General features: G+C 54.2%; 24 protein-coding genes and 1 other annotated feature. Of the genes, 18 read left to right on the top strand and 6 right to left on the bottom strand.

All coding sequences use genetic code 11. From position 1 onward, the window contains the following. The first annotated feature begins 47 nt into the window (after positions 1 to 47). Positions 48 to 1271 (top strand): phosphopentomutase, encoded by a 1224-nt coding sequence (deoB, locus tag FDW97_RS16720; protein WP_121529978.1) that lies wholly within the window; start codon positions 48 to 50, stop codon positions 1269 to 1271. A gap of 110 nt (positions 1272 to 1381) precedes the next feature. After that, positions 1382 to 2101: a purine-nucleoside phosphorylase gene (gene deoD / locus FDW97_RS16725; protein WP_000224864.1), complete on the top strand. Its 720-nt coding sequence runs from the start codon at positions 1382 to 1384 to the stop codon at positions 2099 to 2101. 86 nt (positions 2102 to 2187) lie between these two features. Here the strand turns inward: deoD and lplA are convergent, their stop codons facing one another. Beyond that, complete coding sequence (lplA, locus tag FDW97_RS16730; protein WP_137351358.1) at positions 2188 to 3204, bottom strand: lipoate--protein ligase LplA; 1017 nt, start codon at positions 3202 to 3204, stop codon at positions 2188 to 2190. A 15-nt stretch (positions 3205 to 3219) separates the two neighbouring features. Further along, entirely contained in the window at positions 3220 to 3855 is a 636-nt protein-coding gene (locus FDW97_RS16735; protein ID WP_038637011.1) for a YtjB family periplasmic protein, read from the bottom strand. Positions 3856 to 3971: 116 nt separating this feature from the next. Between FDW97_RS16735 and serB the strand changes: the two genes are divergently transcribed. From serB to nadR, 3 genes are all read left to right on the top strand, one after another. Beyond that, complete coding sequence (gene serB, locus FDW97_RS16740) at positions 3972 to 4940, top strand: phosphoserine phosphatase (RefSeq protein WP_038637014.1); 969 nt, start codon at positions 3972 to 3974, stop codon at positions 4938 to 4940. Positions 4941 to 5000: 60 nt separating this feature from the next. Then, a complete protein-coding gene (radA, locus tag FDW97_RS16745) occupies positions 5001 to 6383 on the top strand; it encodes a DNA repair protein RadA (RefSeq protein ID WP_137351359.1) in 1383 nt (460 codons plus the stop codon). 140 nt (positions 6384 to 6523) lie between these two features. Beyond that, positions 6524 to 7756 (top strand): multifunctional transcriptional regulator/nicotinamide-nucleotide adenylyltransferase/ribosylnicotinamide kinase NadR, encoded by a 1233-nt coding sequence (gene nadR / locus FDW97_RS16750; protein WP_038637017.1) that lies wholly within the window; start codon positions 6524 to 6526, stop codon positions 7754 to 7756. An 81-nt stretch (positions 7757 to 7837) separates the two neighbouring features. On the opposite strand, the gene ettA is transcribed toward nadR, so the two are convergent. Continuing rightward, on the bottom strand, positions 7838 to 9505 hold the full coding sequence (ettA, locus tag FDW97_RS16755; protein WP_038637020.1) for an energy-dependent translational throttle protein EttA: 1668 nt from the start codon (positions 9503 to 9505) through the stop codon (positions 7838 to 7840). Positions 9506 to 9712: 207 nt separating this feature from the next. On the opposite strand from ettA, the gene sltY reads away from it, so the two are divergent. Beyond that, positions 9713 to 11650, top strand: a complete 1938-nt coding sequence (sltY, locus tag FDW97_RS16760; RefSeq protein WP_038637023.1) for a murein transglycosylase — start codon at positions 9713 to 9715, stop codon at positions 11648 to 11650. Positions 11651 to 11739: 89 nt separating this feature from the next. Continuing rightward, complete coding sequence (trpR, locus tag FDW97_RS16765) at positions 11740 to 12066, top strand: trp operon repressor (RefSeq protein ID WP_003837292.1); 327 nt, start codon at positions 11740 to 11742, stop codon at positions 12064 to 12066. Positions 12067 to 12121: 55 nt separating this feature from the next. Here the strand turns inward: trpR and yjjX are convergent, their stop codons facing one another. Further along, the gene (gene yjjX / locus FDW97_RS16770; RefSeq protein WP_137346815.1) at positions 12122 to 12637 is read right to left on the bottom strand and encodes an inosine/xanthosine triphosphatase; all 516 of its coding nucleotides are present in this window, start codon (positions 12635 to 12637) and stop codon (positions 12122 to 12124) included. Positions 12638 to 12689: 52 nt separating this feature from the next. On the opposite strand from yjjX, the gene gpmB reads away from it, so the two are divergent. After that, complete coding sequence (gene gpmB / locus FDW97_RS16775) at positions 12690 to 13337, top strand: 2,3-diphosphoglycerate-dependent phosphoglycerate mutase GpmB (protein ID WP_069324097.1); 648 nt, start codon at positions 12690 to 12692, stop codon at positions 13335 to 13337. On the opposite strand, the gene robA is transcribed toward gpmB, so the two are convergent. Beyond that, on the bottom strand, positions 13334 to 14203 hold the full coding sequence (robA, locus tag FDW97_RS16780) for an MDR efflux pump AcrAB transcriptional activator RobA (protein WP_061382877.1): 870 nt from the start codon (positions 14201 to 14203) through the stop codon (positions 13334 to 13336). The genes gpmB and robA overlap by 4 nt on opposite strands. Before the next feature lie 211 nt (positions 14204 to 14414). On the opposite strand from robA, the gene creA reads away from it, so the two are divergent. Genes creA through creD form a run of 4 tightly spaced genes read left to right on the top strand, consistent with a single transcriptional unit; the run spans position 14415 to position 18433 of the window. Continuing rightward, the gene (gene creA / locus FDW97_RS16785; RefSeq protein ID WP_038637033.1) at positions 14415 to 14888 is read left to right on the top strand and encodes a protein CreA; all 474 of its coding nucleotides are present in this window, start codon (positions 14415 to 14417) and stop codon (positions 14886 to 14888) included. Between the two features lie 12 nt (positions 14889 to 14900). Next, the gene (gene creB / locus FDW97_RS16790) at positions 14901 to 15590 is read left to right on the top strand and encodes a two-component system response regulator CreB (RefSeq protein ID WP_137351360.1); all 690 of its coding nucleotides are present in this window, start codon (positions 14901 to 14903) and stop codon (positions 15588 to 15590) included. Then, positions 15590 to 17014: a two-component system sensor histidine kinase CreC gene (creC, locus tag FDW97_RS16795; protein WP_137351361.1), complete on the top strand. Its 1425-nt coding sequence runs from the start codon at positions 15590 to 15592 to the stop codon at positions 17012 to 17014. The genes creB and creC overlap by 1 nt, the downstream gene beginning before the upstream one ends. Before the next feature lie 57 nt (positions 17015 to 17071). Then, positions 17072 to 18433 (top strand): cell envelope integrity protein CreD, encoded by a 1362-nt coding sequence (creD, locus tag FDW97_RS16800; protein WP_137351362.1) that lies wholly within the window; start codon positions 17072 to 17074, stop codon positions 18431 to 18433. Between the two features lie 60 nt (positions 18434 to 18493). Here the strand turns inward: creD and arcA are convergent, their stop codons facing one another. Next, on the bottom strand, positions 18494 to 19210 hold the full coding sequence (gene arcA, locus FDW97_RS16805; protein WP_001194359.1) for a two-component system response regulator ArcA: 717 nt from the start codon (positions 19208 to 19210) through the stop codon (positions 18494 to 18496). A gap of 95 nt (positions 19211 to 19305) precedes the next feature. Here arcA and yjjY point away from each other — a divergent pair, with 95 nt between their 5' ends. The 6 genes from yjjY to thrC all read left to right on the top strand — a co-directional run bounded on the left by yjjY (position 19306) and on the right by thrC (position 25571). Further along, positions 19306 to 19446 (top strand): protein YjjY, encoded by a 141-nt coding sequence (gene yjjY, locus FDW97_RS16810; protein WP_042998021.1) that lies wholly within the window; start codon positions 19306 to 19308, stop codon positions 19444 to 19446. Positions 19447 to 19844: 398 nt separating this feature from the next. Next, a complete protein-coding gene (locus FDW97_RS16815; RefSeq protein WP_137351363.1) occupies positions 19845 to 20531 on the top strand; it encodes a tRNA/rRNA methyltransferase in 687 nt (228 codons plus the stop codon). Between the two features lie 206 nt (positions 20532 to 20737). Further along, positions 20738 to 20864, top strand: a sequence feature (Thr leader region). After that, positions 20743 to 20808, top strand: coding sequence for a thr operon leader peptide (thrL, locus tag FDW97_RS16820; RefSeq protein ID WP_032337689.1), 66 nt, complete (start codon positions 20743 to 20745; stop codon positions 20806 to 20808). It overlaps the preceding feature by 66 nt. Positions 20865 to 20887: 23 nt before the next feature. Further along, positions 20888 to 23350 (top strand): bifunctional aspartate kinase/homoserine dehydrogenase I, encoded by a 2463-nt coding sequence (gene thrA, locus FDW97_RS16825; protein ID WP_069324093.1) that lies wholly within the window; start codon positions 20888 to 20890, stop codon positions 23348 to 23350. A 1-nt stretch (position 23351) separates the two neighbouring features. Next, positions 23352 to 24281 carry a homoserine kinase gene (gene thrB / locus FDW97_RS16830; protein WP_038637046.1) on the top strand — a complete coding sequence of 310 codons (930 nt, stop codon included), beginning with the start codon at positions 23352 to 23354 and terminating at the stop codon, positions 24279 to 24281. Between the two features lie 3 nt (positions 24282 to 24284). Beyond that, the gene (gene thrC, locus FDW97_RS16835; RefSeq protein ID WP_069324092.1) at positions 24285 to 25571 is read left to right on the top strand and encodes a threonine synthase; all 1287 of its coding nucleotides are present in this window, start codon (positions 24285 to 24287) and stop codon (positions 25569 to 25571) included. The last annotated feature ends 4 nt before the right edge of the window (positions 25572 to 25575 follow it).

Below are 25575 nucleotides of genomic sequence, written 5' to 3' on the forward strand. Positions count from 1 at the left end.
ATACTGATCTGATCGCTTTTTTGCGGCGCAGATGTATGGAGAACAAGATGAAACGTGCATTTATTATGGTGCTGGACTCCTTTGGTATTGGTGCGACTGAAGATGCGGATCGCTTTGGCGACGTAGGCTCAGACACTATGGGACACATTGCAGAAGCCTGTGCGAAAGGTGAGGCTGACAATGGTCGCAAAGGCCCACTGAATCTGCCTAACCTGACCCGTCTGGGCCTGGTGAAAGCTCACGAAGGTTCTACCGGTAAAATTGCTGCTGGTATGGACGGTAATGCGGAAGTCATTGGCGCCTGGGCATGGGCGCATGAGCTCTCTTCCGGGAAAGATACGCCGTCTGGCCACTGGGAAATCGCCGGAGTGCCGGTTCTGTTTGACTGGGGTTACTTCAGCGACCACGAAAACAGCTTCCCGCAGGAACTGCTGGATAAGCTGGTAAAACGTGCCAACCTGCCGGGTTACCTCGGTAACTGCCACTCTTCCGGTACCGTGATTCTGGATCAACTGGGCGAAGAACATATGAAAACTGGGAAGCCGATTTTCTATACCTCCGCTGACTCCGTGTTCCAGATTGCCTGTCATGAAGAGACCTTTGGCCTGGATAAACTCTACGAGCTGTGCGAAATCGCGCGTGAAGAGCTGACTGAGGGCGGTTACAACATCGGTCGTGTTATCGCGCGTCCGTTTATCGGTGATAAAGCCGGTAACTTCCAGCGTACCGGTAACCGTCACGACCTGGCCGTTGAGCCGCCAGCGCCGACCGTGCTGCAGAAACTGGTTGACGAGAAAAAAGGTCATGTTGTCTCTGTCGGTAAGATCGCGGATATTTACGCCAACTGCGGTATCACCAAAAAAGTGAAAGCGACCGGCCTGGATGCGCTGTTCGACGCCACGATTAAAGAGATGAAAGAAGCGGGTGACGAGACCATTGTCTTCACTAACTTCGTGGACTTCGACTCTTCCTGGGGTCACCGCCGCGACATCGCGGGCTATGCCGCTGGTCTGGAACTGTTTGACCGTCGTCTGCCGGAGCTGATGGAACTGGTGGGTGAAGATGACATTCTGATCCTCACCGCCGACCACGGCTGCGACCCGAGCTGGACCGGTACCGACCATACCCGTGAGCACATTCCGGTGCTGATCTACGGTCCGAAAGTGAAACCGGGCTCTTTAGGTCACCGTGAAACCTTCGCGGATATCGGCCAGACGCTGGCGAGCTACTTCGGTACGTCGCCAATGGACTACGGTAAAAACATGCTGTAATGCCCGTTGCCGGATGGCGCTACGCTTATCCGGCCTACCAGGAATCGTTTGTAGGCCGGATAAGGCGCAGCCGCCATCCGGCAAAAACAACAATGTAAAAGGAACTGAAGATGGCAACTCCACATATTAATGCAGAAATGGGTGATTTCGCTGACGTCGTATTGATGCCGGGCGACCCGCTGCGTGCAAAACATATTGCTGAAACTTTCCTCGAAGATGTTCGTGAAGTGAATAACGTTCGCGGCATGTTAGGTTTCACCGGGACTTACAAAGGCCGTAAGATTTCTGTTATGGGCCACGGTATGGGTATCCCATCCTGCTCCATCTACACCAAAGAGCTGATCACCGATTTCGGCGTGAAGAAAATCATTCGCGTCGGCTCCTGCGGTGCTGTGCGTATGGACGTCAAACTGCGCGACGTGGTGATCGGTATGGGCGCCTGCACCGACTCCAAAGTGAACCGTATCCGTTTTAAAGATCATGACTTTGCGGCTATCGCTGACTTTGACATGGTACGTAACGCGGTTGATGCGGCAAAAGCGCTGGGCGTTGACGCGCGCGTAGGCAACCTGTTCTCCGCTGACCTGTTCTACTCTCCGGACGGCGAAATGTTCGACGTGATGGAAAAATACGGCGTACTGGGCGTGGAAATGGAAGCGGCGGGCATCTACGGCGTTGCTGCTGAGTTTGGTGCGAAAGCGCTGACCATCTGCACCGTGTCCGACCATATTCGTACCCACGAGCAGACCACGGCCGCTGAGCGTCAGACGACCTTCAACGACATGATCAAAATCGCGCTGGAATCTGTTCTGCTGGGCGATAAAGAGTAAGACTGTGTGATGCCCGGTGGCGCTGCGCTTACCGGGCCTCGCGATCGTAGGCCGGATAAGGCGTAGCCGCCATCCGGCTTTTTTTATTAACGCACCGATCCGGCAATCCACGCCGACAGTTCTCGTAGTTCTTTTTCTTGCTCCGGGAAATCAACCAGCAGCGCCTCGCACTCCTGTTGCAGCATATCCGCGCGATACAAACACCCTTGCAACCGCCCCGCCAGCGCTTCCAGTGGCGCGGGATTGAGGCTGTCGGTAAAGACCTGTGCACGGGTGATATGCCCTTTTTCGACGTCGAAGTGTAGCTCGACGCCGCCCCAGGTGAAACGCTCGTCCAGCAGATGGCTGAACGCTGGCGCCTGGCCGAAATTCCACTCCCAACTGCTCTGGCGCGCAAAGGTTTCGGCAAAATTCGGCAGATCCGGCGTTTTATCCGGGGATATTACTTCTGCTTCGACGCGCTCGCCGTAATGGGCGAAAAAGGCGTCCGTGACCGCCTGACAGACCTGTTCATGGGTGATGCCCGGTAATAGCTCGGTAAGATTGGCCACGCGGGAGCGAACGGAGGTAATCCCTTTCGCCGCGAGTTTCTTTTTATCCGGATTCAGATAGTTCGCCAGGCGGCTGAGGTCTGCATTCAGCAGCAGCGTACCGTGATGGAAGCCGCGATCTTTGGTTTCGCGATAGGCTGAACCAGAGACTTTGCGATCGCCGTCCGGCGTTTTCACCACCAGATCGTTGCGTCCCGAAGCATCGGCCATAACGCCCAATGAATTCAATGCATTGAGTACGATAGCGGTAGAGATAGTTTTGTCGTATTCCGGTTTGCCGGCCATAAAGGTAAAGCAGGTATTGCCTAAATCATGGAACACCGCGCCGCCGCCGCTGCTGCGACGGGCGAGCCGCACGTTATCCTCTTCCATACGGCGGGTATTACACTCTTTCCATGGGTTTTGCGCCCGGCCAATCACCACCGTATCGGCGTTACGCCATAGGAACAGAACGCGTTGTGTAGCGGGCATCTGGCGAAATATGCACTCTTCAACCGCCAGGTTAAACCACGGATCGTAAGAGTCTGAGATAAGCAGGCGCAGGGTAGTCATCGCGATTTCCTTTTCTTAATCATCTTTATCTTCTTCCTGCACCGGTTTGTTGGCGGTAAGCAGGAACGGCGATTGTTGCCAGCGGGTGCGCTTACCTTGCAGTAAGGTGCGGGTCAGCACCACGCCAATCGCCAGTGACAGGAGCAGCATAAGGCGTAGAATGTTGGTGGTGTTATCCACCTGTTTGGCCTCGGTGGCGAGCGTGTGGGTATCCAGCGTCAGGCGCAGATAGCCCAGTGGACCATTTTTGCCTTGAATGGGTTCGACAATCTGCTGGTTAAAATAGCCCCCGGCTTTTTTACCGTCCAGCGCCAGTCGGTCACGAACGTTAACGCTCTCACCGGTACGAGTAATCAGGTCTCCCTGTTCATCGTACACGCCCGCATCCAGAATACGGCTGCTTTCCGTCAGTTGCGTGAGCACTGCTTTAATGCGCTTTTCATCCGGCGTTTCGGTATGCATCAGCGGCGCGACGTTTAATGCGACCTGACGTGCCAACGTACGGGCCAGCTCTTCCAGTTGCGGATTACGTTGTTGCTGGTGGCTTTGACTAAACCAGGATGCGCCCTGCATCAGGGCGACGAGCAGCGCCAGGCAGGACAATACAATCACTGCACGATGTAGTCGGAATTTCAGTTTTGTGCGAGCCATATTCCACCTGCTGAAAATTTGAGACTTAATGTTGCCAGAAGCGCTGGTTACAGGGTAGCCTCATGCGTTATTTTCCCCTGGATGATTCCGACCCGAACGATTTTACAGGAGCTTTAATGCCTAACATTACCTGGTGCGATCTACCTGAAGATGTCTCTCTGTGGCCAGGTCTGCCCCTCTCTTTAAGTGGCGATGAAGTCATGCCGCTGGATTACCACGCGGGCCGTAGTGGCTGGCTGCTGTATGGTCGCGGGCTGGATAAACAACGTCTCACGCAATACCAGAGCAAACTGGGCGCGGCGATGGTGATCGTGGCCGCCTGGTGCGTTGAGGATTATCAGGTGATTCGCCTGGCGGGTTCGTTAACGCCGCGTGCGGCAAAACTGGCGCATGATGCCAAACTGGATGTTGCGCCACTCGGCAAGATTCCCCATCTGCGTACGCCGGGTTTGCTGGTGATGGATATGGATTCAACGGCGATCCAGATCGAGTGCATTGATGAAATCGCGAAGCTGGCCGGCACCGGCGAGATGGTTGCCGAAGTCACTGAACGTGCGATGCGCGGTGAACTGGACTTTACCGCCAGCCTGCGCAGCCGTGTGGCAACGCTGAAAGGCGCGGATGCCAATATTTTGCATCAGGTACGCGAAAATTTACCGCTGATGCCTGGTCTGACTCAACTGGTGTTGAAGCTGGAAACGCTGGGCTGGAAAGTGGCTATCGCCTCCGGCGGGTTTACCTTCTTTGCGGATTATCTGCGTAATAAGTTACGTCTGACGGCGGCTGTAGCAAACGAGCTGGAGATCATGGACGGGAAATTTACCGGCAATGTGATTGGCGATATCGTCGATGCGCAATACAAAGCCAATACGCTGACCCGTCTGGCGCAAGAGTATGAGATCCCGATGGCGCAGACGGTGGCGATCGGCGACGGCGCGAACGATCTGCCGATGATTAAAACCGCAGGGTTGGGCATTGCGTATCATGCCAAACCCAAAGTGAATGAAAAGACAGAGATTACTATCCGTCACGCCGATCTGATGGGGGTGTTCTGCATTCTCTCCGGCAGTATGAACCAGAAATAGTGTTGATGCCGGATAAGCGTCAGCGCCATCCGGCAAAAGCGTTAACGAAAGAGGTAAAACGTGGCAAAAGCTCCAAAACGCGCCTTTGTTTGTAATGAATGCGGGGCCGATTACCCGCGCTGGCAGGGGCAATGCAGCACCTGCCAGGCCTGGAACACCATTACCGAGGTGCGCCTTGCCGCGTCGCCGACGGTGGCGCGTAACGAGCGGCTCAGCGGCTATGCCGGGAATGCGGGTGTCGCAAAAGTGCAGAAGCTGTCTGACATCAGCCTTGAGGAATTGCCGCGTTTTTCCACCGGATTTAAAGAGTTTGACCGCGTGCTGGGCGGTGGGGTGGTACCTGGCAGCGCTATTCTGATTGGCGGTAACCCTGGCGCGGGCAAATCGACGTTGCTGCTGCAAACGCTGTGCAAGCTCGCCGAGCAGATGAAAACGCTGTACGTCACCGGCGAAGAATCGCTACAGCAGGTGGCGATGCGCGCGCATCGGCTTGGCCTGCCGACGGCGAATCTGAACATGCTGTCGGAAACCAGCATCGAACAAATTTGCCTGATTGCCGAAGAAGAACAGCCGAAGCTGATGGTGATCGACTCCATTCAGGTGATGCACATGGCGGATATTCAGTCTTCGCCGGGCAGCGTGGCGCAGGTGCGCGAAACGGCCGCTTACCTGACGCGCTTTGCCAAAACGCGCGGCGTGGCGATTGTGATGGTAGGTCATGTGACGAAAGACGGATCGCTGGCCGGGCCAAAAGTGCTGGAGCACTGTATCGACTGCTCGGTGCTGCTCGACGGCGATGCCGACTCCCGTTTCCGTACCCTGCGTAGCCATAAAAACCGCTTTGGCGCGGTGAATGAGCTGGGCGTCTTTGCCATGACCGAGCAGGGCCTGCGTGAAGTCAGCAACCCTTCCGCTATCTTCTTAAGCCGTGGCGATGAGGTCACTTCCGGTAGTTCGGTGATGGTGGTCTGGGAAGGTACGCGTCCGCTGCTGGTAGAGATTCAGGCGCTGGTCGATCACTCAATGATGGCGAACCCGCGTCGCGTGGCGGTCGGTCTGGAACAGAACCGTCTGGCGATTCTGCTGGCGGTGCTGCATCGTCACGGCGGCTTGCAGATGGCGGATCAGGATGTGTTCGTCAACGTGGTCGGTGGTGTCAAAGTCACCGAAACCAGCGCCGATCTGGCGCTGCTGCTGGCAATGGTCTCCAGCCTGCGTGACAGACCGCTACCGCAGGATTTAGTGGTCTTTGGCGAAGTGGGACTGGCGGGCGAGATTCGCCCGGTGCCGAGCGGCCAGGAACGTATTTCTGAAGCGGCGAAGCATGGCTTCCGTCGGGCGATTGTGCCTGCCGCCAACGTCCCGAAAAAAGTGCCGGAAGGGATGCAGGTTTTTGGCGTTAAAAAGCTTGCAGATGCGTTAAGCGTGTTTGACGACTTATAATCCTCTGTATGCAGTGATGTTGTATAATTTGCCGGATGGCGACGCAATGCGTCTTATCCGGCCTACGGATTGATGTTGTAGGCCTGATAAGCGAAGCGCCATCAGGCAGTGTTACGCGATTTTTCCAGCAGGAGGCTCTTGTGTCATCGTTCGACTATCTCAAAACCGCCATAAAGCAAAAGGGCTGTACCCTGCAACAGGTGGCGGATGCCAGTGGCATGACCAAGGGATATTTAAGCCAACTGCTGAATGCCAAAATCAAAAGCCCCAGCGCGCAAAAGCTGGAGGCGCTGCACCGTTTCCTCGGGCTGGAGTTTCCGCGCCAGCAGAAAAATATCGGTGTGGTATTCGGTAAGTTTTATCCGCTGCACACCGGCCACATCTATCTGATCCAGCGTGCCTGTAGTCAGGTCGATGAGCTGCATATCATCATGGGTTATGACGATACGCGCGATCGCAGCCTGTTTGAAGACAGCGCCATGTCGCAACAGCCGACGGTGCCCGATCGTTTACGTTGGCTGCTGCAAACATTTAAATATCAGAAAAATATCCGAATTCATGCCTTTAACGAAGAGGGCATGGAGCCGTATCCGCACGGTTGGGACGTGTGGAGCAACGGCATCAAAACGTTTATGCAGGAGAAGGGGATCCAGCCAAACTGGATCTACACCTCTGAAGAGTCAGATGCCCCGCAGTATCTGAAACATCTGGGGATCGAAACGGTGCTGGTGGATCCGAAACGGACGTTTATGAGCATCAGTGGCGGGCAAATCCGCGAAAACCCGTTTCGCTATTGGGAGTATATTCCCACCGAAGTGAAGCCGTTTTTCGTGCGCACCGTGGCGATCCTTGGCGGGGAGTCGAGCGGAAAATCCACGCTGGTGAACAAGCTCGCCAATATCTTTAACACCACCAGTGCGTGGGAATACGGGCGTGATTACGTCTTCTCCCATTTGGGCGGCGACGAGATGGCGTTGCAATATTCCGACTACGATAAGATTGCCCTCGGACAAGCGCAATACATTGATTTTGCTGTCAAGTATGCCAATAAAGTGGCGTTTATCGATACCGATTTCGTAACCACTCAGGCATTCTGTAAAAAGTACGAAGGGCGTGAACACCCGTTTGTGCAGGCGCTGATTGATGAGTACCGTTTTGACCTGGTGATCCTGCTGGAAAACAACACCCCATGGGTGGCGGATGGTTTGCGTAGCCTTGGCAGCTCGGTTGACCGAAAAGCGTTTCAGTCGCTGCTGGTCGAGATGCTGCAGGAAAACAATATCGATTTCGTGCACGTTCAGGAACCTGACTACGATGGTCGATTCCTGCGCTGCGTGGAGCTGGTGAAAGAGTTGATGGGCGAGCAGAGATAGGTTAAATGCCGGATAGCGCCGCGCTTATCCGGCCTGGAAGTTGCATTAACCTCGTAGACCGGATACGGCGCTTAACGGTAATTACTTAGAAATACGCTTGTACTTGATACGCTTCGGCTCCAGAGCATCGGCGCCCAGCGTGCGTTTCTTATACTCTTCGTATTCGGTAAAGTTACCTTCGAAGAACTCAACCTTACCTTCATCCTGGTAGTCCAGAATGTGGGTGGCGATACGGTCGAGGAACCAACGGTCGTGCGAGATAACCATCGCGCAGCCCGGGAACTCCAGCAGGGCGTTTTCCAGCGCGCGCAGGGTTTCGATATCCAGGTCGTTGGTCGGTTCATCGAGCAGCAGCATGTTGCCGCCAACCTGCAGTAGCTTCGCCAGGTGCAGACGACCGCGCTCACCGCCGGACAGTTCGCCCACGCGTTTACCCTGATCCACGCCTTTGAAGTTAAAGCGGCCTACGTAGGCGCGGCTTGGCATTTCGGTGTTGCCGATCTTCATGATATCCAGCCCGCCGGAAACTTCTTCCCACACGGTTTTGCTGTTATCCATTGCGTCACGGAACTGGTCAACGGAGGCCAGCTTCACGGTTTCGCCCAGCGTGATGGTGCCGCTGTCAGGCTGTTCCTGGCCGGACATCATGCGGAACAGCGTCGATTTACCCGCGCCGTTCGGACCGATGATGCCGACGATAGCGCCTTTCGGTACCGAGAAGCTCAGGTCGTCGATCAGCACGCGATCGCCGTAGGATTTACGCAGATTGCTGACCTCAACGACTTTATCGCCCAGACGAGGTCCAGGTGGAATAAACAGTTCGTTGGTTTCGTTACGCTTCTGGTATTCGGTGTTATTCAGCTCTTCAAAGCGCGCCAGACGGGCTTTGCCCTTAGACTGGCGGCCTTTCGCGCCCTGACGCACCCACTCCAGCTCTTTCTCGATAGATTTACGACGAGCGGCTTCCTGAGAAGCTTCCTGCGCCAGACGCTGATCTTTCTGCTCCAGCCAGGAGGAGTAGTTGCCTTCCCATGGAATACCTTCGCCGCGGTCCAGCTCCAGAATCCAACCCGCAACATTGTCGAGGAAGTAACGGTCGTGGGTAATCGCCACGACGGTACCCTCGAAGTCGTGCAGGAAGCGTTCCAGCCAGGCGACGGATTCGGCATCCAGGTGGTTAGTTGGTTCGTCGAGCAGCAGCATGTCTGGTTTTTCCAGCAGCAGGCGGCACAGTGCGACGCGGCGGCGTTCACCACCGGAAAGGTTCTCGATTTTGGCATCCCAGTCCGGCAGACGCAGGGCGTCAGCGGCACGCTCAAGCTGCACGTTCAGGTTATGGCCGTCGTGTGCCTGAATAATCTCTTCAAACTTGCCCTGCTGCGCGGCCAGTTTATCGAAGTCGGCGTCCGGTTCTGCGTACTTGGCATACACTTCATCCAGACCTTTCAGGGCGTTAACGACTTCGGCCACTGCTTCTTCAACAGACTCACGGACGGTGTGTTCCGGGTTCAGTTTTGGTTCCTGCGGCAGGTAACCGATTTTAATGCCCGGCTGTGGGCGAGCTTCGCCTTCGATTTCGGTATCAATGCCGGCCATGATGCGCAGCAGGGTAGATTTACCCGCGCCGTTCAGACCGAGTACACCGATTTTGGCGCCAGGGAAGAAGCTCAGTGAGATGTTTTTAAGAATATGACGTTTCGGCGGAACGACTTTGCCGACACGATGCATGGTATAAACGAATTGAGCCACGTGGACTTCGCCTCTTTTATAGTGATGAATAGAGTTATCAAAAGCGAAGTGTAGCCTTTTTCATTGCCCAATCCCAGCCAGCAGATCTCACTCGCAACAAAAGTAAAAAAGTGTCCGTGACGTGGCGCATTCTGCAATGTCTGGTTAGCATGAATGAATTAAGCGGCATGATGCTGCACAGACGTAACATGACAAGAGGAAGAGCTTGTGGACAAAGCCAAACAATTTACCTGGCGCCTGCTGGCGGCCAGCGTATGTCTGCTGACGGTCAGTCAAGTGGCGCGAGCCGATTCCCTGGATGAGCAGCGCAATCGCTATGCGCAAATTAAGCAGGCCTGGGACAACCGACAGATGGATGTCGTAGAGCAGATGATGCCCGGCCTGAAGAACTATCCTCTGTATCCCTATCTGGAATATCGTCAGATTACTGACGATCTGATGAATCAGCCGACCATTACCGTCACCAATTTTGTGCGCGCCAACCCGACGCTGCCCCCGGCGCGTACTCTGCAATCGCGTTTTGTGAATGAACTGGCGCGACGGGAAGACTGGCGTGGACTGCTGGCGTTTAGCCCGGAAAAACCGGGTACCACGGAAGCGCAATGTAACTATTACTTCGCGAAATGGAGTACCGGACAAACCGAAGAGGCATGGCGGGGCGCGAAAGAGCTGTGGCTGACCGGGAAAAGTCAGCCGAACGCCTGTGACAAATTATTCGGCGTGTGGCGCGCCTCAGGCACTCAGGATCCGCTGGCTTATCTGGAGCGTATTCGTCTGGCGATGAAAGCGGGTAATACGGGGCTGGTCACCGCGCTGGCCGGGCAAATGCCTGGGGAATATCAGACGATTGCGTCGGCAATCATTGCGCTGGCTAACGATCCAAACACCGTAATGACCTTTGCGCGCACCACTGGCGCAACGGATTTCACCCGGCAGATGGCGGCGGTGGCTTTTGCCAGCGTGGCGCGTCAGGATGTCGAAAACGCCCGCCTGATGATCCCCTCTTTGGTGCAGGCGCAGCAGTTAAATGACGAGCAGACTCAGGAGCTGCGCGACATCGTCGCCTGGCGTCTGATGGGCAATGACGTCACCGACGAACAGGCGAAATGGCGTGATGATGCGATTATGCGCTCAAATTCCACCTCGCTTGTGGAGCGTCGCGTGCGGATGGCGCTGGGAACTGGCGATCGTCGCGGCCTGAATACCTGGCTGGCGCGTCTGCCGATGGATGCAAAAGAAAAAGACGAGTGGCGCTACTGGCAAGCGGATCTGCTGCTGGAGCGCGGACGCGAGGCAGAAGCGAAAGAGATCCTGCATCAACTCATGCAGCAGCGCGGTTTCTACCCGATGGTGGCGGCGCAACGCCTCGGTGAAGAGTACGAGCTGAAGGTGGATAAAGCCCCAGCGAACGTTGACTCTGCGCTGACTCAGGGACCGGAAATGGCGCGCGTACGCGAGCTGATGTACTGGAATCTGGATAATACCGCGCGCAGTGAATGGGCAAATCTGGTCACCAGCCGCACCAAGTCCGAGCAGGCGCAGCTGGCGCGCTACGCGTTTAACAATCATTGGTGGGATCTGAGCGTACAGGCGACGATCGCCGGTAAACTGTGGGATCATCTGGAAGAGCGCTTCCCGCTGGCCTATAAAGATCTGTTTACCCGCTATACCAGTGGGAAAGATATTCCGCCAAGTTATGCGATGGCGATCGCGCGTCAGGAAAGCGCCTGGAACCCGAAAGTGAAATCGCCGGTTGGCGCCAGTGGGCTGATGCAGATTATGCCGGGCACCGCGACGCACACGGTGAAAATGTTCTCGATTCCGGGTTACAGTAGTCCGAGTCAACTGCTGGATCCTGATACCAACATCAACATTGGCACCAGCTATTTGCAGTATGTTTATCAGCAATTTGGCAATAACCGCATTTTTGCATCGGCGGCCTATAACGCCGGACCGGGGCGTGTGCGCACCTGGCTGGGCAATAGCGCAGGTCGGATCGATGCCGTGGCGTTTGTCGAAAGCATTCCGTTCTCAGAGACGCGTGGTTATGTGAAGAACGTGCTGGCTTACGATGCGTACTATCGTTATTTCCTTGGCGATAAACCGGAGCTGATGAGCGACGCAGAATGGCAACGTCGTTACTGATCGTATCGGTTGTGTTATGCTATCGTACTCGTTAAAGAGTACAAAAGGGGGAGGCAAGCACGCTTCCCCCACAACGATGGCGATATCTTATGACTCAGCAATCACCCTATTCAGCAGAGATGGCAGAACAGCGTCACCAGGAGTGGTTACGTTTTGTCGACTTACTTAAACACGCCTATGAGCAAGATTTACATCTGCCGCTACTCAATTTGATGTTGACGCCGGATGAACGCGAAGCGTTGGGCACGCGCGTGCGTATCATTGAAGAGCTGTTGCGCGGCGAGATGAGCCAGCGCGAGCTGAAAAATGAGCTTGGGGCGGGTATCGCCACCATTACGCGCGGTTCGAACAGCCTGAAATCCGCGCCGGTGGATCTGCGCCAGTGGCTGGAGCAGGTACTGCTCGGGAAAAATTGATCCGCCGGATGCGGCTTTGCCTTATCCGGCCTACGATTGAACATCCGACACAATGCTATAAATACACCGCGTTATGAAACGGACTAAGCGCCAGAATGACCGCCTGATGGTAAACGCTTGAGCGCGTCAGCTTACCCGCGGTAAATACGCCAATCGCGCCCTCTTTACGACCAATCTCATCAATGCCTGTGTACTGCGACATCACCGGGCCAAGCGCTTCTCCCTGGCGGACTCTGTCGAGAATAACGGCGGGCAGCGGCAGCGTGGCCGATCGCGCTTCACCGCGCTGAACGCCGTTATCAATTACCACCCAACTGAAGGTGGCGTCATCGTCAATTCCAGCTTCGATGGCTACCCAGAAATCAGCTTGTGGATACAGGCGTCGCGCATTATCCACGCGATTTCGTGCGCCAGTGCGCGTTTCCTGGCTTCCAAAAGGCTGTTCCGGTACGCCGCTCTCGACGGCGACGGGTTCGATATGGCAGGATCCTTCCCCGAAAATCTCTTCAAATGCCCGGAGAATTGCCTGAATTTTGGCAGGATTGGTGGTAGCAGAGATAACCTTGTGCATAATAAAGCTCAGTTTGAAAATTCATCGCATCGCAGTATAACGGAAAAAAAGCATGTTACAGGTATACCTTGTTCGCCATGGTGAAACGCAGTGGAACGCCGAGCGACGTATTCAAGGCCAGTCAGACAGCCCACTGACCGCTAAAGGTGAGCAGCAGGCCATGCAGGTTGGTGAACGCGCCCGCTCGTTGGGTATTACGCATGTCATCAGTAGTGATTTAGGTCGTACACGACGCACAGCAGAAATCATCGCTCAGGCTTGTGGTTGTGATATCACTTATGACTCCCGGCTGCGTGAACTGAATATGGGCGTGCTGGAAAAACGTCATATCGACACGCTGACGGCTGAAGAAGAGGGCTGGCGTCGTCAGTTGGTGAACGGTACGGTTGATGGGCGTATTCCGGAAGGGGAATCGATGCAGGAGCTGAGCGATCGCGTCAACGCGGCGCTGGCAGCCTGCCTGGACCTTCCGCAGGGGAGCCGCCCACTGTTGGTGAGCCATGGTATCGCGCTGGGCTGCCTGGTGAGTACGATTCTGGGATTGCCGGCATGGGCCGAACGTCGCCTGCGTCTGCGCAATTGCTCTATTTCCCGCGTTGATTACCAGGAAAGTTTATGGCTTGCGCCGGGATGGGTGGTTGAAACGGCAGGGGACATCTCACATCTGGACGCCCCTGCGTTGGATGAGCTGCAGCGTTAGCGGCGAATCGGTATCAGGAATTCGCAGCGCAGGTTGATCGGGCGATCTCCCGCTTTGGCATCTTCTGCCGGGTAGTATCGCTCGATATCCTGCCCTTTACGGCGGGTCAGGTTTAGCATCGGCATGCAGGTGCCGTACACCGTCAGGATAAACTCCTGTACGCCGGTCCCCAGCCCTTCATAGGTAAACATCACGTACTCGCCGCCCTGCAGCAGGATAGGCTGTGCCGCCGGTACATAGCCATTGGCTTGTTCCGGCGTCAGTGCCGTGGTGTAAAACACTTCCTGTTCGTCGTCCTTTTCAATGCTCGGACGCGTTTCGTTCAGCCCGTACAGCACCGGCGGGATTGAAGGCGCATGGCCAAGGAAGTCGCGCCAGAACTGAATACGCATTTCATGACGGAAATCTGAAATCTGTTCCAGCGAGCAGGAATAGCTTTGCGTGGTGCCCAGCAGTTGCGTATCTTCCAGCGTCACAAACTCGTGCGCAGGCATGGCAAATTCACCGAGTCGCATTGGCGGGCGAATACCAAAAGCGCTCCATTCCGGCGAGCGGCGATACAGCGCTGGCGTCTGAGAAAACTGTTTCTTGAACGCGCGGGTAAAGGTTTGTTGAGAGTCGAAGCGGTATTGCAGGGCAATATCCAAAATAGGGCGCGCAGTCAGGCGAAGCGCCACTGCGGATTTCGATAAACGACGGGCGCGGATATAGGCGCCAATAGCATGGCCCGTCACGTCCTTAAACATTCTCTGCAGGTGCCACTTGGAATAGCCTGCTTTTGCCGCCACATTGTCAAGCGACAAAGGCTGATCCAGATGACCTTCCAGCCAGATTAATAGGTCGCGAATAATGCCAGCCTGATCCATAAAATATCCTCATCCTTTCAACAACGAGTACCTGACGTCAGGTATGAGGATAATAGCATTTTTTGTTGTTTTAGCATTCAGTGTTTTTTTTGCTCATAAATGCTTTTTTTGGACATTCGAAAGCGTGATTATTGTAATCCTGTGATCTGTATACGTTTTATCTTAGAATGTCGAATAATTACCCAGAGTAACTTTTAAGAATGGTAACAATATGAAATATAAGAGCTTAGCCATTTCCTCAATTTTGCTGATGTTGGCGCAAGTCGCCCATGCGGAGCAGATTGGATCTGTCGATACGGTGTTCAAAATGTTTGGACCGGACCATAAAATTGTGGTCGAGGCGTTTGACGATCCAGATGTGACCAATGTGACCTGCTACGTGAGTCGTGCCAAGACCGGCGGCATCAAAGGTGGGTTGGGGCTGGCTGAAGATACCTCTGATGCCGCCATCTCCTGCCAGCAGGTAGGACCGGTGGAACTGAGCGACAGAATCAAGAACGGTAAAGCACAAGGCGAAGTGGTGTTTAAAAAACGGACCTCGCTGGTGTTTAAGTCCTTACAGGTCGTACGTTTTTATGACGCAAAACGTAATGCGCTGGCCTATCTGGCCTATTCAGATAAAGTGGTTGATGGATCGCCCAAAAATGCCATCAGCGCTGTGCCCATTATGCCGTGGCGGCAATAACAAGGAAGCAAAATGCAACAACCGTTGATCTGGTTGGTTGAGGATGAGCAGGGCATCGCGGATACGCTTATTTACATGCTGCAGCAGGAAGGCTTTCGCGTAGAAGCGTTTGAGCGCGGGCTGCCGGTGCTGGAAAATGCGCGCCAGAAATGCCCCGATGCGATAATTCTGGACGTCGGCCTGCCGGATATCAGTGGTTTTGAGCTGTGTCGACGCCTGCTGGAACGTCATCCGGCGCTGCCGATCCTCTTTCTCACCGCGCGCAGCGATGAAGTGGACCGCCTGCTGGGGCTGGAGATCGGCGCGGATGATTATGTTGCCAAACCCTTCTCGCCGCGTGAGGTGTGCGCCCGCGTACGTACACTGCTGCGGCGGGTGCAAAAATTCGCCTCTCCTTCCACAACGACGCGCTGCGGGGATTTTGAGCTTAATGAGCTGGCCGCGCAGATTACCTGGTTCGGTATACCGTTAACTCTGACGCGCTATGAATTCCTGTTGCTGAAAACACTGCTGATGTCGCCGGGGCGCATTTACTCTCGCCAGCAATTGATGGATTTAGTCTGGGCCGATGCGCAGGACACCTTCGACAGAACGGTCGATACCCACATCAAAACGCTGCGAGCCAAACTACGGGCGATCAACCCTGAGATCTCGCCCATTAATACGCATCGCGGTATGGGATACAGCCTGAGGAGCGTGTGATGCGCATTGGTATGCGTTTGCTGCTCGGCTATTTCCTGATTGTCGCCGTTGCCGCCTGGTTTGTGTTGTCGATCTTTGTGCAGGAAATTAAGCCTGGCGTCCGCCGGGCGACTGAAGGCACATTGATTGATACCGCCACGTTGCTGGCTGCGCTGGCGCGTGATGATTTACTCTCTGACGCTCCCGCCAACGGTAAGCTGGCGCAGGCATTTTCCCAACTGCATAACCGCCCATTCCGTGCCAATATCAGCGGCATTAACAAAGTGCGTAATGAATACCATGTCTATATGACGGACGCGCAGGGTAAGGTGCTGTTTGATTCCGCTAACAAAGCGGTCGGCCAGGACTACTCCCGTTGGAATGACGTGTGGTTAACGTTGCGTGGGCAGTATGGCGCCCGCAGTACGTTGCAGAATCCGAACGATCCGGAAAGTTCGGTAATGTACGTTGCCGCGCCGATCGTTGACGGCGGGCGTATTATCGGGGTGCTTAGCGTTGGCAAACCCAATGCGGCGATGGCGCCGGTGATTAAACGCAGTGAACGGCGGATGCTGTGGGCCAGCGCGGTATTGCTGGGGATCGCCTTAGTGATTGGCGCGGGGATGGTATGGTGGATCAACCGTTCTATTGCCCGACTGGCGCGCTATGCCGATTCCGTTACTGAGAATCGCCCCGTCCCACTACCTGATTTAGGCAGCAGCGAGCTACGTAAACTGGCGCAGGCGCTGGAAAGTATGCGTCTGAAGCTGGAGGGCAAGAATTATATTGAGCAGTACGTTTATGCATTAACGCATGAACTCAAAAGTCCTCTGGCGGCCATTCGCGGCGCGGCGGAAATTTTGCGCGAAGGCCCGCCGCCGAACGTGGTGGCGCGTTTTACCGATAATATTCTGGTACAAAATGCGCGCATGCAGGCGCTGGTTGAAACCTTGTTACGCCAGGCGCGCCTGGAGAATCGCCAGGACATTACGTTGACGCCGGTGGCGGTAGATGCGCTGTTTGCCCAGATTAAAGAGGCCCGGAGCGTGCAACTGGCGGCAAAAAACATCACGCTGACCATTATGCCTTCATCGTTTAGCATTGATGCCGATCCCGCGCTGCTGGAGCAGGCATTGGGGAATTTACTCGACAACGCCATCGACTTTACGCCACCGGACGGGACGATTGTGCTCAGTGCGCATCAGCACGAGGATCAGGTCACGTTGCAGGTTACCGACAGCGGCAGCGGGATCCCTGACTTTGCGTTGCCGCGTATTTTTGAACGCTTCTACTCGCTGCCCCGTGAAAATGGGCTTAAGAGCAGCGGATTGGGACTGGCGTTTGTCAGTGAGGTTGCGCGACTGCATGCAGGCTCGGTGACCTTACGCAATCGACCGGAAGGTGGGGCACAGGCTTCGTTTACGCTTCACCGTCACTTCACATAACTTCAAATTCCCCGCACATAGCTGTTCTACCTTGTTGGTATTGCAAAGGAGAACGCTATGTTGAAATCACCCCTGTTCTGGAAAATCGTCACCTTAGGTGGCGCTATGCTGCTGTTGTTAATTCCCCTGACAATGGTCAGGCAGATAATCGTTGAGCGATCGGACTATCGCCATTACGTTGAAGATGCAATCCGCCAGAGCACCAGCGGACCGCAAAAGATGGTCGGCCCGTTGATTGCCGTTCCGGTGACGGAACTTTATACCGAGCTGGAGGAGGGGAAAGAGGTCCAGCGTAAGCGCAGCTATATCCATTTCTGGTTACCGGAATCGTTGGTCGTCGAGGGAAGCCAAAACGTTGAAGCGCGTAAAATTGGTATTTATGAAGGCCAGGTCTGGCATAACGATTTGGCGGTGAAAGCCGAGTTTAACGCTGAACGTTTGAGTGATTTAAACCATCCTAATGTCAGTATCGGCAAACCGTTCATAGTGGTGGGCGTGGGGGATGCGCGTGGGATCGGCGTAGTGAAAGCCCCCCAGGTTAACGGCACGTCGCTGGCCGTGGAGCCAGGAACGGGTCTGGCGGGGCGTGCTCAGGGGATCCATATTCCGCTACCCAACGCGAGCTGGACGGCGCAAAATCTCAGCATGGCGCTGTCGCTTAATTTGAGCGGAACCGGCGACTTCTCCGTCGTTCCGGTTGGCCGTAACAGTGAAATGACCTTAACCAGCAATTGGCCGCATCCCAACTTTCTTGGGGATTTTCTTCCGGCTAAGCGCGAAATCAGTGAGTCTGGATTCAGTGCCCAGTGGCAAAGCAGTTGGTTTGCCAATAACCTCGGCGAACGCTTTGATGGTGAAAAGATTGGCTGGGAGGGAATGCCTGCATTTAGCGTTGCTGTCGCCACGCCTGCGGATCAATATCAATTGACGGACAGGGCGACAAAATATGCCATTTTGCTGATTGTGCTGACCTTTATGTCTTTCTTTGTGCTTGAAAGCATGACCAGCCTTCGACTGCACCCGATGCAGTACCTGCTGGTGGGGTTATCGCTGGTGATGTTTTATCTGTTGCTGCTGGCGTTGTCAGAACACATTGGTTTTACCGCCGCGTGGATTACGGCAAGCCTTGTGGGCGCATTGATGAACGGTGTATATCTGCAGGCGATATTACAGGGTTGGCGCAAGAGTATTTTGTTCACCGTAGCGCTGCTGGGGCTGGATGGCGTGATGTGGGTGTTGCTCCGTTCGCAGGACAGTTCTTTACTGCTTGGCACCAGCGTGCTGTTATTCGCGCTGTGTGGCGTGATGTTCCTGACGCGTCATCTTGACTGGCACTCGCTGGCGCAGCCAAAACCAACGTCGAAAGCGCTTCCTGAGCCGCAACCCGATGAGAGTGATGAATTACGTATATGGAAATAGCGGAGCGGTGAAATGAAAAACGGCGCATAAAGCGCCGTTTTTGTACGTGTGAGGATCGAATTAATCCTGCAGGTCGCCGCAGAAACGGTAGCCTTCACCGTGGATGGTAGCGATGATTTCTGGCGTATCCGGCGTTGATTCGAAATGTTTACGAATGCGGCGGATAGTCACGTCAACGGTACGGTCATGTGGCTTCAGTTCGCGACCGGTCATTTTTTTCAGCAGTTCTGCGCGAGACTGGATTTTGCCAGGATTCTCACAGAAGTGAAGCATGGCGCGGAATTCGCTGCGTGGCAGTTTATACTGCTCGCCATCAGGACCAATCAGAGAGCGGCTGTTGATGTCCAACTCCCAGCCATTGAACTTGTAGCTCTCGACGCTACGGCGTTCTTCGCTGACGGTACCCAGATTCATGGTACGCGACAGCAGGTTACGAGCACGGATAGTCAGTTCGCGCGGGTTAAACGGCTTGGTGATGTAATCGTCGGCGCCGATTTCGAGGCCGAGTATTTTATCGACTTCGTTATCACGGCCCGTCAGGAACATCAGCGCAACGTTAGCTTGTTCGCGGAGTTCGCGCGCTAACAGGAGACCATTTTTCCCAGGCAGATTGATATCCATAATCACAAGGTTGATGTCATATTCAGAGAGAATCTGATGCATTTCCGCGCCATCTGTCGCTTCGAATACATCATAGCCTTCTGCTTCGAAAATGCTTTTCAACGTGTTGCGTGTTACTAACTCGTCTTCAACGATAAGAATGTGCGGGGTCTGCATGTTTGCTACCTAAATTGCCAACTAAATCGAAACAGGAAGTACAAAAGTCCCTGACCTGCCTGATGCATGCCGTAAATTAACATGATCGGCGTAACATGACTAAAGTACGTAATTGCGTTCTTGATGCACTTTCCATCAACGTCAACAACATCATTAGCTTGGTCGTGGGTAGTTTCCCTCTGGACCCGACAGTGTCAAAAACGGCTGTCATCCTAACCATTTTAACAGCAACATAACAGGCTAAGACGTACCGGACACCCAATAAAACTACGCTTCGTTGACATATATCAAGTTCAATTGTAGCACGTTAACAGTTTGATGAAATCAACGCATCCAAATGTTTGCTTTCATCACAAAATTGCAATATTACAACTAGTTGCACGAGCTAATTAATAAATGTAATGAATCCAATCAATGCTATCCATTTTAAATTAAATTATCATGGATAAACAGCAGGATATGCAACTTCTGTTAACATAAAAAGCAATAGTACAGGTTGGAAATAGTTTAGCATTTTTTATTGGATGCGAAATCCTTTTTCAGTGATTTCTGTTAAAAATATGTAAATTCGCGCTGCGTAATATGTTGATGTGCGTCACATTATTACCTGCCGACTGACCAAAAGAGTATCGAAATGCGTTTAACAATTATTCTGGTTGCCCCTGCCAGAGCGGAAAATATTGGCGCGGCTGCCCGCGCGATGAAGACCATGGGATTCACTCAATTGCGGATCGTGGACAGCGAGGCCCACCTGGAGCCAGCAACGCGATGGGTCGCACATGGATCGGGCGACATTATTGATAATATTAGCGTTTTTCCAACTCTTGCCGAAGCGTTGCACGACGTTGATTTTACCGTTGCGACCACGGCACGTAGTCGGGCGAAGTTTCATTATTACGCCACGCCGGTCGAACTCGTTCCTCTGTTGCAGGAAAAATCCGCATGGATGGATCACGCCGCGCTGGTGTTTGGGCGCGAAGATTCCGGGCTGACCAACGAAGAATTAGCGCTGGCGGATATCCTTACCGGGGTACCAATGGTGGCTGACTACCCTTCACTCAATCTGGGGCAGGCGGTGATGGTGTATTGCTATCAATTAGCAGGTTTAATACAACAACCGGCCAAAAATAATGAGGTAGCGGATGAACTTCAGTTGCAGGCATTGCGCGCGCGCGTTTTACGTTTATTAGCCACGCTGAACGTTTCTGACGACATCAAACTCACCGACTGGCTGCAACAACGAATGGGCTTATTAGGGCAGCGAGACACGGCAATGCTGCACCGTTTTTTACATGATATAGAAAAAAACATAACAAAATAAAATGCTGGTTAATGTTTTATCATTGGCGTTTTGTTTTGGTTTCAAGTGGGTCGGACATACTGTATTGGTTGAAAGTAAAAGGGCAAGCAGTGGCTCATGAACAAGTTTCGGAATGTGATCAATTTAAAAATTTATTGACTTAGGTCAGCAGATACTTTAACCCTAAAAGAATACAAGACAGACAGATAATAATTACAGAGCACACAACATCATGAAACGCATCAGCATCACCATTACCACAACCATCACCATTACCACAGGTAACGGTGCGGGCTGACGCGTACAGGAAACACAAGAAAAAGCCCGCACCTAAACAGTGCGGGCTTTTTTTTCGACCAAAGGCAATGAGGTAAACCATGCGAGTGTTGAAGTTCGGCGGTACATCAGTGGCAAATGCAGAGCGATTTCTGCGGGTTGCCGACATTCTGGAAAGCAATGCCAGACAGGGGCAGGTCGCGACCGTTCTCTCTGCCCCCGCCAAAATTACCAACCATCTGGTGGCGATGATTGAAAAGACCATCGGTGGTCAGGATGCTTTAGCCAACATCAGCGATGCCGAACGCATTTTCTCAGAGCTTTTAGCTGGTCTTGCCGCCGCGCAGGCGGGTTTCCCGCTGGCTCCGCTCAAAGCCTTGGTTGAACAAGAGTTTGCTCAGATTAAGCACGTCCTGCACGGTATCAGCCTGTTGGGGCAGTGCCCGGACAGCATCAATGCCGCGCTTATCTGCCGTGGCGAAAAAATGTCGATCGCCATCATGGCTGGCCTGCTGGAAGCGCGCGGGCACAACGTGACGGTCATCGACCCGGTTGAGAAACTGCTGGCGGTTGGCCATTACCTCGAATCTACTGTTGATATCGCCGAGTCTACGCGCCGCATTGCCGCCAGCCGTATTCCAGCGGACCATATGATTCTGATGGCCGGATTTACCGCCGGGAATGAAAAAGGTGAGTTAGTGGTGCTGGGGCGTAATGGCTCTGACTACTCCGCCGCCGTACTGGCCGCCTGTTTGCGTGCGGACTGTTGCGAGATCTGGACCGATGTCGACGGCGTATATACCTGCGATCCGCGTCAGGTACCCGATGCCCGACTGCTGAAGTCGATGTCTTATCAGGAAGCGATGGAGCTTTCTTACTTCGGCGCTAAAGTACTACATCCGCGCACCATTACCCCTATTGCCCAGTTCCAGATCCCGTGCCTGATTAAAAATACCGGCAATCCGCAAGCGCCCGGTACGCTGATCGGTGCCAGCAGTGATGACGACGACTTGCCGGTAAAAGGCATTTCTAACCTCAATAACATGGCGATGTTTAGCGTCTCCGGCCCTGGAATGAAAGGTATGGTGGGCATGGCGGCGCGCGTTTTCGCCGCGATGTCGCGTGCAGGCATCTCGGTGGTGCTGATCACGCAATCCTCTTCTGAATACAGCATCAGCTTCTGTGTCCCGCAGGGCGACTGCGCGCGTGCGCAGCGCGCGATGCAGGATGAATTCTATCTCGAGCTGAAAGAAGGTCTGCTGGAGCCGCTGGCGGTGACTGAGCGTCTGGCTATCATCTCGGTGGTTGGCGACGGTATGCGCACGTTGCGCGGCATCTCGGCGAAATTCTTTGCCGCGCTGGCTCGTGCGAACATCAATATCGTGGCGATCGCCCAGGGGTCTTCTGAGCGTTCTATTTCGGTGGTGGTGAACAACGACGACGCCACCACCGGCGTACGCGTGACCCATCAGATGCTGTTCAATACCGATCAGGTGATTGAAGTGTTTGTGATTGGTGTCGGTGGGGTGGGCGGTGCGCTGCTGGAGCAGCTTAAACGTCAGCAAACCTGGCTGAAAAACAAGCATATCGATTTGCGCGTGTGCGGCGTGGCGAACTCGAAGGCCCTGCTGACCAACGTCCACGGTCTGAATCTGGAAAACTGGCAGTCTGAGCTGGAGTGTGCGAAAGAGCCTTTCAACCTTGGGCGTTTAATTCGTCTGGTGAAAGAATATCATCTGCTCAATCCGGTGATTGTCGACTGTACCTCAAGCCAGGCGGTGGCGGATCAGTATGCCGACTTCCTGCGCGAAGGCTTCCATGTGGTCACCCCGAACAAAAAGGCCAATACGTCGTCGATGGATTACTACCATCAACTGCGTTTTGCTGCGGCGAAGTCGCGACGTAAATTCCTGTACGACACCAACGTGGGCGCGGGCTTGCCGGTTATTGAAAACCTGCAAAACCTGCTCAGCGCAGGCGATGAACTGCAACGATTCTCCGGCATCCTTTCCGGTTCGCTGTCGTTTATTTTTGGCAAGCTGGATGAAGGCATGAGCTTCTCGCAGGCGACCACCATGGCGCGTGAGCTGGGCTATACCGAGCCCGATCCGCGTGATGATCTTTCCGGTACAGATGTGGCGCGTAAGCTGCTGATCCTGGCCCGTGAAACCGGCCGTGAGCTGGAGCTGTCTGACATTGTCATTGAACCGGTCCTGCCAACAGAATTTGATGATTCCGGTGATGTTCCCGCCTTTATGGCGAAGTTGTCGCAACTGGATGACGCCTTTGCCGCGCGCGTGGCGAAAGCTCGTGATGAGGGGAAAGTATTGCGCTATGTTGGCAATATTGAAGAAGACGGTGTCTGTCGCGTGAAAATTGATGCAGTAGACGGCAACGATCCGCTGTTCAAAGTGAAAAACGGTGAAAACGCGCTGGCGTTCTATAGCCATTACTATCAGCCGTTACCGTTGGTGCTGCGCGGATACGGCGCAGGTAATGACGTAACGGCGGCGGGCGTATTTGCCGACCTGCTACGTACCCTTTCATGGAAGTTAGGAGTCTGACATGGTAAGAGTTTATGCCCCGGCTTCCAGCGCCAATATGAGCGTCGGATTTGATGTTCTCGGGGCGGCGGTAACCCCCGTAGACGGTTCGCTATTGGGTGATGTGGTCTCTGTTGAGCCAGCCGACCAGTTCAGTCTGAATAATCTTGGGCGCTTTGCTGACAAACTGCCTTCTGAGCCGCGAGAAAATATCGTCTATCAGTGCTGGGAGCGGTTCTGTCAGGAGCTGGGTAAAACCGTTCCGGTGGCAATGACGCTGGAAAAAAATATGCCGATTGGCTCCGGGTTAGGTTCCAGCGCCTGTTCCGTTGTGGCGGCGTTAGTCGCCATGAACGAGCACTGTGGGAAACCGCTCAACGACACGCGCCTGTTGGCGATCATGGGAGAGCTGGAAGGACGTATCTCCGGCAGTATTCATTACGATAATGTTGCCCCGTGCTTTTTGGGCGGTATGCAGTTAATGATCGAAGAAAACGGCATTATCAGCCAGCAGGTGCCAGGCTTTGATGAGTGGCTGTGGGTACTGGCGTATCCGGGGATTAAAGTGTCGACGGCGGAAGCGCGGGCCATTTTACCTGCGCAGTATCGCCGTCAGGACTGCATCGCCCACGGGCGGCATCTGGCAGGGTTTATCCATGCCTGCTATTCCCGTCAGCCTCTTCTGGCCGCGAAGCTGATGAAAGATGTCATCGCTGAGCCGTATCGTACCCGCTTGCTGCCAGGCTTCAGCCAGGCGCGTCAGGCGGTAGCGGAAATCGGCGCGTTGGCCAGCGGGATCTCCGGGTCAGGACCGACGCTGTTCGCCTTGTGCGATAAGCCGGATACGGCGCAGCGTGTTGCAGACTGGCTGGCTAAACATTATCTGCAAAATCAGGAAGGCTTTGTTCATATTTGCCGGTTGGACACGGCAGGCGCACGGGTACTGGGATAATCAATGAAACTCTATAATCTGAAAGATCATAACGAACAGGTCAGCTTTGCGCAGGCCGTCACGCAAGGGCTTGGCAAGAATCAGGGGTTGTTTTTTCCGCACGATCTGCCGGAATTCAATCTGACAGAAGTGGATGAGATGCTGAACCAGGACTTCGTTAGCCGCAGCGCTAAGATCCTTTCCGCATTTATTGGCGACGAGATCTCGCAGGAGATCCTGGAAGAGCGCGTACGCGCGGCGTTTGCGTTCCCGGCGCCGGTTGCTCAGGTTGCAGCGGACATTGGCTGTCTGGAGCTGTTCCACGGTCCTACACTGGCATTTAAAGACTTTGGCGGGCGCTTTATGGCGCAGATGCTGACGCACATCAGCGGCGACAAACCGGTAACGATTCTGACGGCGACCTCCGGCGATACCGGTGCTGCGGTGGCGCATGCGTTTTATGGTCTGCCGAACGTTCGCGTGGTGATCCTCTACCCGAACGGCAAGATCAGCCCATTACAGGAAAAACTGTTCTGTACGCTGGGCGGTAACATTGAAACCGTCGCTATTGATGGTGATTTTGATGCTTGCCAGGCGTTGGTGAAACAGGCGTTTGATGACGAAGAACTGAAGGTAGCGCTGGGGCTGAATTCGGCTAACTCAATCAATATCAGCCGTCTGCTGGCGCAAATCTGTTACTACTTTGAAGCTGTGGCTCAACTGCCGCAAGAAGCGCGCAACCAGCTGGTTATTTCCGTTCCCAGCGGCAACTTTGGCGATCTGACCGCCGGACTGCTGGCGAAATCGCTGGGCTTGCCGGTGAAGCGCTTTATTGCGGCGACCAACGTCAACGATACGGTTCCACGCTTCCTTGCAGAAGGCGAGTGGGCGCCGAAGGCGACGCAGGCGACGTTATCCAACGCGATGGATGTCAGCCAGCCGAACAACTGGCCGCGTGTGGAAGAACTGTTCCGCCGTAAAATCTGGCGTCTGAATGAGCTGGGGTATGCCGCCGTTGACGATGCTACCACTCAGGATACGATGCGCGAGCTGCATGAAATGGGGTACACCTCAGAACCGCATGCGGCGGTGGCTTACCGTGCGCTGCGTGACCAGTTGAATCCTGGCGAGTATGGCTTGTTCCTCGGCACCGCGCATCCGGCGAAGTTTAAGGAAAGCGTTGAAGAGATTCTTGAGCTTACGCTGGCTCTGCCAAAAGAGCTGGCGGAGCGCGCTGATTTGCCGCTGCTCTCTCATCACCTGCCTGCTGATTTTGCTGCGCTGCGTAAGCTGATGATGACCCGCGGTTAAAGGT

This window comes from Citrobacter sp. wls708, from assembly GCF_005281255.1.
Lineage (GTDB): Bacteria > Pseudomonadota > Gammaproteobacteria > Enterobacterales > Enterobacteriaceae > Citrobacter > Citrobacter werkmanii.